Source organism: Acidobacterium sp. S8 (genome assembly GCF_009765985.1).
Classification (GTDB): Bacteria; Acidobacteriota; Terriglobia; order Terriglobales; family Acidobacteriaceae; genus Alloacidobacterium.
This window is the reverse complement of sequence record NZ_LMUM01000008.1, coordinates 80819-88558: the sequence shown is the minus strand read 5'-3', so window position 1 is coordinate 88558 and position 7740 is coordinate 80819. Positions and strand designations below refer to the sequence as shown.

Genomic DNA, 7740 nt, shown 5'->3' with positions numbered 1-7740 from the left:
CAGCTACCTCTCGCAAAGCGAACTGCCGCTGACCTTCGGCCTTGGCAAACCAGATGAAAACAGGGCCGTGAGCCTTGAAATTATCTGGCCCAGTGGAAAGAAAGAGACGGTTACGAACATCAAGCCCAACCGGTTCATCACGGTTCAGGAAGGAAAGGGCGTGACTACTTCGGAACCTATTTTGTTCTCTGGGCCGCCGTCACATCCTTAAATGTAAAAACGGTAACGCTGCAACAGTCGCTCAATGTCGTCGCGAGTTGCATTCACTTTGGAAGCTCCGCGGAAGAGATCTTCCGCATCGACGGGGTACCAGTTGTCGCGGTCTTGCCTGCAAAGACCAGCCACATCCAGCGGTTCGATAGCGTGCATTACATCAATGATCAATGCGTCGGCATCCATCCGAGTTTCCACTTGTCTTGCCCGTGCCAGCAATTCTTTACATCTGGGACCAAACGTCGGATGATCGCACAGAAGGAACGACGATGCCAGTTCTGGTTTTTCTAAGCGTCTTGCCGTTTCAGAAAAACTTGCCGCAGCGAAATACAAGAGCGAGAGCGCAGTAAAAACAGGAAAGTTATTCATGTTCGCGTAGAGGGCCGAGACCAGGCGCGCTGTAGCCTCGATTTCCTGCGATGTCTGTCTCGCATATGTTTTCATGCGCTCATCGAAGCGCGGTGATTGCCAGTCGTGCTGCAACATATCGGCGAGCCGACTGATCCCGAGAAGCGTAAGCGGAAAGCCGGTCGAAAGAAGTGGATCAACAAAACCCGCAGCAGACGGAAGCATGGCCCAGCGCTCCCTTTGAATATCGCTGCTCATAAACGAGAGTCGCTTTACATGGGTAAATTGCTGCTCTGCTTTTGCTCCAATGAACTGCTTCTCGAGTGATGGAATGAGCTGCAGCAATCGGTGCCATGCAGTCGCTCCATCTTTCAGGCTCAGTTTGGCAGCAAGCTGGTGTGTGGCCGCGACGCCGGCGCTGGTGACACCATTATTGAACCTCAGCATCCATATCCAACCGCCGTCGAACACATGATGCACTGCTGCATCTTCGACAGGATAAGGCGGGACCTCGGAACTTGTTGCATGCGGTCGTAGGCGGTCGACGCTGGAAAAATGGCTATACAGTGCCTCCGTCAATGGATAATCGGTCAGGGTTGCTTCCGATAGATTCAGCACTCGATGGAGAAATCCTCGCGGTCCCGTGGCATCCACTACAAATCTGGCGCGAATAGCAGTACTGCGGCCATCTTTTGCGCCTGCCAACTCAGCCCATCCGTCGAGAGCAGTATAGCTATCCAGCTTGATACCATCGACGTACTCCACGCCAATGTTTTGCGCTTCATCGACAAGGAAAGCATCCAAATCCGCGCGATACCAGTGTGTGTCGGCAATGCCGTCATGCGGACTGGCGGCGACGAGAAGCTGATTACGTCGCGTCGGATCAGGAATATCAGGGCATCCGAGCGCATGATTGTAAAAAGTAAAACCGCGTTTTAATCCACATGCGACCTGTGGGTAGTGCTGCTGCCAACTCCCCCACTTTGTCAGTGGTCGAATCGCAGGCAAATCGTAACGGATGGCCAATTCTTCGAGAAGCAAATTGGAAAGCGGCGTGGATGACTCCCCGATCATAAAGCGGGGATGCCTGCCGCGTTCCAAAAGCACAACCGACAGACCGAGCCGTTTTGCGATCATGGCGGTGATGGAACCAGCAAAGCCCGAGCCAACAACAGCAATGTCGTACACGCGGTTCAACTACGCCCCTTGCACTGCTCGCAGATTACTCGGGGCGTGATGTTCTGTGCCAGATTCATCTGGTGCAGGCGCACTGTACGAGCGGCAAAGCAGATGCACCCATCCTGTTTTCGCTCAATGTCCCAAAGGTCGGAAAAGACGCGGCCTCGAGCGAGCTCAATGCCATACTCAATAGCCGATTCGAGCGTTTCCAGCGGCGGTGTAGAAAAGTCACCTTGTCTGGTGAGTGTTTCCATGGCTCCGTTGCCACCGCGCGTAGGAATCAGCGTTGCAGCGGTAGCTCCGCAGTGAAAGGCAAAATCAAGTGAGCGTTGTGCCCAGATAAGCGCTTCCTCTGCCGGCATGAATGGGGGCTGCACAAGGATGAAGACTCGGAGATCGATGTTATTGCTACGCAGAAACTCGGCAGCGCGGGAAAATTGATCGAGTGTCAGCCGTTTGTTCAATCGCTCCAGAAGCTCTGGATGCGCGGTCTCTAAGCCCATTGCTACTTCAAGTTTGTTCGGCAATAGATCTCGAAAGCGCAGACAAGAATCTCCAACAAGCGCCGGGTGGCTTTCTACGATCACACGTTCAAATGATCGAACGCACTCGGCAATTGCTGCGTGGTCTTCAGCCGGAATCGCATTCCTGTCAAAAAAACTGCCGTTGTTGTAGAGCTTGATCTGACGCGAAGGCGGCAGTTGTGCCAACGCATAACGAATCTGCGCCGGGATCGCTCCTTGCGGAACTGTTTCGGTCAGCGTATTGCGCCACAGATCGCACATTACGCAGCGCCATGGGCATTCGCGATTTGTTAGAAGTACAGTCGCGACAGGTAGAACTGTTCCCGTAGCGGATCGTTCTTCTTCTACAAAAAAAGCATATGGCCGATGAGGATCGAGAGCATTGCGCTCTGACCGCTGCGCCATGACCCAGCGGTCGCGCTCAATAGCGCGCGCTGGATATTGAGATATCTGTGTCATCACTGGTAGAGAGAGAGAAACTGCTTCCTGTACTCGGCCTCGCGGAACGGCAGTTTCTTACGTAGTGTATCGACGGACAAAGCTCCATGCTGGAAGCGACGCTTTGGAAAGACAGGCATCTTCATTCCGGTCAGTTTGGCAACTCCGCGCGAAACAATCTCTCCCTTTAATTCGTAAAGGCGTTCCACGCTGTAATTTGTCAGTTTGATGAACGGAATTGCTTCTGCAACAGCGAGGACATTTGGCCTGGTGTATGGACTGAATCCCGAAAACCCATAATAATGCGATGGTGCATATGTGCGTGTATACGAGCGGCTCAACCCGCCGCTATATGTCAGGGAATGCTTAATTTTCCCCACGCCCCAGCCTTCCTGGTAGAGCATGCGGTTGTGAACAACGCTCCGAATCGTAAGCTCGGGATTCTCTTCGATCGGGTAGTCTTTCAGATTCTCATCCCCACCGTCGCCATCCAGCAGGTAGCGCCAGTCGGGATATCGTCCGCGGATGCCCTTGCAGAGCGCGAGCGCCATGGTCGCCGATTCGATATCGAGCGGCTTGTAATCTTCAACGATGCGGATCGTTTGCTGGGCATCGAGTGAGTCGGAATTGGTCTCGATCGTTTCAAGAAAAAGTCCAAGATCGAGCGCCTCTAAAAACGACCGAGCCTGAGCAACGTCCGGCCCATTGCCGAGATCGAGAACGAAGGCTTTCAGGCGGCCCAAATGCAGGGCGCGTTTTTTCATCACGTGATAAGCCGTAAGAAAAACGCTTCCGCTGTCAATGCCACCGGAAAAGCAAACACCGATTGGCTCATTGGACGGAATGCGTTCGAGCCATTGCGAAATTTCTTCGGCGAGTGCAGCAATATAAAGTTCGCCAATGCGATCCAGATCCGGAGGTAGCGTGGCCAGTTCCGGCGTGAAAAAGCGCGTATAAACCGGATCGGGATCTGGGCAGCCGACAAGCTGAATTTCTACTACATGATGCGCGGGCACCATACGTGTGTAGCTGGGATGAAACTGACCTTCCAAACCTTCCGTTTTCAGCCAATCGTAGATGGTGTCAATGCGCGAAGCGACAATTAGCACCGGTCCTTCGGATCGTTTCGCAAGAAAATACCGCAATGGTCGGTCGAGCGAACGAGCCATTTTAACTGTCTTACCCGCGCGCGCAATCAGCGCGAATGAACCCTCCACCCCGAGCATCGCATCCGGCTTTTCAAGCAGCAACCGCTGCGCTTCTTCGATGGAAAGGTTATATATCTGGTTTGCTTCGGGCTCGATGAGATCGACAACTCTTTCGACGTATTGCTGCACTGCAACCTCGGAAACGTTGATATTAGCCACAGTTTACGCTCATCGATCTTCGTCTGGCGCGTCTTCTATAATCAAAGGCGCCAATGTTACTGAACCTCTCGCGCAATTCTGAAGTCAAAGCGCCACGCAGATTACCGAAATTTTTTCGCGTCTCAGCATTTCTTTCATTGAGCCTGATCTCAGCGATTGGGTTGCACGCGTTGACGCCCGATTCGCAGCATAATTCGGTCATAGCCGCGAAGCTCAACAATACCGGTGTCGCGCTCATGAACCAACAATTGATGGAAAAAGCATTGGCGAAGTTTGAAGCCGCACATAAGGCAGATCCGTCTTCCGCCATTCCCATGCTGAACGAAGGCATTGCGCAACTTTACCTGCGCAAACTGCCTGAGGCGGAAGCGGCGCTCAAGCAGGCGGCTGCTGTTGATTCGAACAACATTCGGATCTGGTACACGCTCGGCCTCACGCACTTTACCGGCGACAATCCCACACTAGCCATTGAGGAATTTAAGCACGCTATCAAGCTCGATCCCGACGATGCAGACAGCTACTACTATTTGGGCACGCTGTATCTCAATCTGAAAGATTATGATCATGCGATTGAGAGCTTCGAAACTGCCTTAAAACTCAAGCCGCTGCATGCTTCTGCACAATTCGGGCTGGCAAGTGCGTTGCAGAGATCGGGCAAAGTCCCAGAGGCGCGCGAGCACCTTCGGCGTTTTCAAAAAATCACGCAGACAAAAATCGGTACCCCTCTCACTGTTACCTACGGCGAACAAGGCCGATACGCCACCGTTCAGGACATGCTTGCACCGCTTGAGCCGGTGGGACCGATGATACCAGTCAGCTTTGTGCCGGAGGGTAAGGCAGCCGCCTCCCCGACGGCTCAGCCCGCAAAAGACAACGCACCTGGAGGAGGCGCCTGCGTTCTTCCCGGCGAAACTGCTGGCGAGAAATATATAGTCGTTATGGCGAATGGCGAAAACGCGATTCGCACCTATAAAGTTCAGCAAAATGGCTCGCTGGAGGAAATTCCCGGCCAGCAGACCGGGCTTACAGCCAGTGGACACGGCATCGCATGCGCTGTCGGCGATTACGACAACGATGGAAAGTCTGACCTCGCTGTCTCGTTGAGCGACCGCGTCATTCTTTATCACAATCTCGGCCAGGGAAAATTTGCCGACGTGACGAAGACTGTCGGCATTGATTCACTCAATCATCCTGCCGGGCTGACTTTTGTCGACTTCGATCATGATGGCGATCTCGATCTATTCGTGACTGGCTCTCCGCTTGAGTCCGGAAAAGGCGCGAACATACTCTGGAGGAATAACGGCGATTCCACATTTACCGAGTGGACAGGACCGACTGGGCTCGGCGGTACTACACGGACGACTGGTGCTACTCTCTCCGATATCAATAACGACCGGGCCATCGATCTGGTGGTGACGGGCGATGGAAGCGCTCCGACGGTTTACGAGAACCAGCGGGAAGGTGCTTTCAAAGCTGTTCCGCTTTCCGTGGATGCCGATTTGTCTCCGACTCGCGGCATATCGATCTTCGACTTCAACAAGGACGGGTGGATGGATGTTGCTGTCACCCACTCTGGCGCTCCCGGCGTCAGTCTTTGGCGCAATGTAGAGGGCAAGCGCTTCGAGCGAGTTTCACTACCTATTAGCGGTGCTACCAGGGCATGGGGCGTGACAGCCATCGATATCGACAATGATGGCTGGATCGACCTCGCCGCCATCGTTGATACAGCAAACGGTCCGAGCCTCCATGTCTGGCGCAACCTCGGCGATAAAGGGTTAGAAGACGTGAGCAGTGCCGTCGGTCTCGACAAGGTGAACCTCGACAATCCCCGTTCCGTGATTGCCGCCGACGTGGATGGCGATGGCGCAGCCGACCTCATCGTAACGCAACTTAACGCACCGCCGATTGTCCTGCACAACCAAGGGGGTAATCGCAATCATTCTCTGCGGATTACGCTTGCCGGGCTGGCAGATAACAAGTCCGCAATTGGCACCAAGGTCGAAGTCTTTTCCGACGGCCACGTGCAGAAGTTTGAAGTAGCTGGCGGCAGCGGATACCTGAGCCAAGGCTCAACGGAGATCATTGCCGGCCTCGGGCAATCGGATACTGCCGACGTCGTGCGGCTGCTGTGGCCGACCGGGGTGCCGCAGGATGAGCTTGATGTGGCTGCGAGTAAGCCGGTTTCCCTCCTTGAACTCGACCGGCGTGGTAGTTCATGCCCGGTGCTCTTTGCCTGGGATGGGATCAAATATCAGTTTGTCTCCGATGTGATTGGTGCTGCTGTTGTCGGGCACTGGGTTTCGCCGACATCGACGAACAGAGCCGATCCCGACGAGTGGGTGAAGGTGGATGGTTCACAGCTGAAGGCGCGCAACGGCTATTTCAGTCTGCGCTTTGGCGAGCCGATGGAAGAGATCAATTACATCGATCAACTTCGCCTTATTGCCGTCGATCATCCGGCGGGAACGGAAGTCTATCCCGACGAGCGCTTTCTTGATGAGCCTCCTTTTGCTTCAGGCAGTGCCGTGGTTGCTTCTCCTCAGACGCGTGAAGTCGCCGGAGCGTGGGACAACCAAGGGCGCGATGTGCTTGATCTGCTTTCTAAACGGGACCACAAGTACGTCCGCGATTTCACCAACCTTAAATATGCGGGCTATGCCAACATGCACACGCTCACGCTCGATCTTGGCGAGTGGTCTTCACAGAATCCGCTGCGCCTTTTCATGCACGGCTTTATTGAATACTTCAGCGCCAGCTCAATGTATGCCGCATGGCAGGCGGGTTTGCAGCCTATTTCGCCCTATATTGAAGCACAGATGCCGGATGGCAGCTGGAAGCGCATCATCGACGATATGGGCTTCCCCGCGGGGCTTCCGCGCACCATCGTCGTCGATCTGAGCCACAAGCTGCCCGTAGGCACGCGGCGTATCCGCATCAAGACAAACCTGCAGATCTACTGGGATCAGGTTCTGCTCGATAACGGCCCCGATGAAGCGACAGCTGCGCGGCAGACCGAGCTGCACCTGGCGACAGCGCATCTTGCGTTTCGCGGGTATCCACAACAGGTCGACCGCGAAACGCCCGGTGACCTGACGTACCACTATGACCACATCAGCGCCACGGGGCCGTTCCAGTGGCAGCGAGGAAGCTATACGAAATATGGCGACGTTACCCCGTTGCTCGGAGGAGCGGACAATCACTACGTCATTTTCGGAAGCGGGGAAGAGATTGACGCCGAATTCAGCGACGCAAAACTACCGCCGTTGCCAGCGGGCTGGAAGCGCGACTATTTCTTCTATGCCAACGGATTTGTGAAAGACATGGACTTTTATGAAGCAATGCCTTTCACCGTGGCAGAGATGCCATTCCACCAGATGAGCAAATATCCGTACCCGGCAAGTGAGCGCTACCCGGAAGACTCCGGCTCCGTACGGTACCAGTTGAACTGGAATAATCGCTTTGAATCCGGGGATCGCAAGCAGCGGTTCCAGTTTGAGTATGAACCGACCCAATCACAACCGATTACGAAGTAGGGAAGGCAACTGGCCGCCCTACGATCTTTTGCTAAATTACTGAAATTTCAGAGGCTATGTTTTAGGTGAAACTGCTCGAGATTCTTCCTCCCTCGGTCGTTAGAATGACAGCGGTCTATATCTACAACTAGGAAAACC

5 protein-coding genes are annotated in these 7740 nt (G+C 54.2%); 2 read left to right on the top strand and 3 right to left on the bottom strand.

Features of this window, described 5'->3' with window-relative positions; all coding sequences use genetic code 11:
• On the top strand, nt 1-211 hold a 211-nt coding region (locus GSQ86_RS02505), incomplete at its 5' end, for an ASPIC/UnbV domain-containing protein (RefSeq protein WP_174239932.1).
• On the opposite strand, the gene GSQ86_RS02500 is transcribed toward GSQ86_RS02505, so the two are convergent.
• The 3 genes from GSQ86_RS02500 to GSQ86_RS02490 are packed head-to-tail and all read right to left on the bottom strand — an operon-like array spanning nt 208 to nt 4069.
• Nucleotides 208-1749: an NAD(P)/FAD-dependent oxidoreductase gene (locus GSQ86_RS02500; protein WP_254062090.1), complete on the bottom strand. Its 1542-nt coding sequence runs from the start codon at nt 1747-1749 to the stop codon at nt 208-210. The two genes, GSQ86_RS02505 and GSQ86_RS02500, sit on opposite strands and share 4 nt — an antisense overlap.
• A 5-nt stretch (nt 1750-1754) precedes the next feature.
• Complete coding sequence (locus tag GSQ86_RS02495) at nt 1755-2723, bottom strand: radical SAM protein (RefSeq protein WP_158748378.1); 969 nt, start codon at nt 2721-2723, stop codon at nt 1755-1757.
• Nucleotides 2723-4069, bottom strand: a complete 1347-nt coding sequence (locus GSQ86_RS02490) for an asparagine synthase-related protein (RefSeq protein WP_216840979.1) — start codon at nt 4067-4069, stop codon at nt 2723-2725. The genes GSQ86_RS02495 and GSQ86_RS02490 overlap by 1 nt, the downstream gene beginning before the upstream one ends.
• 137 nt (nt 4070-4206) lie before the next feature.
• Here GSQ86_RS02490 and GSQ86_RS02485 point away from each other — a divergent pair, with 137 nt between their 5' ends.
• Nucleotides 4207-7602 (top strand): FG-GAP-like repeat-containing protein, encoded by a 3396-nt coding sequence (locus GSQ86_RS02485; protein ID WP_254062088.1) that lies wholly within the window; start codon nt 4207-4209, stop codon nt 7600-7602.
• Nucleotides 7603-7740: the final 138 nt, after the last annotated feature.

Bases quoted from the DNA above. Each gene is read 5' to 3' on its own strand.
- GSQ86_RS02495 (WP_158748378.1), bottom strand. From the start codon at position 2,723: ATGACACAGATATCTCAATATCCAGCGCGCGCTATTGAGCGCGACCGC.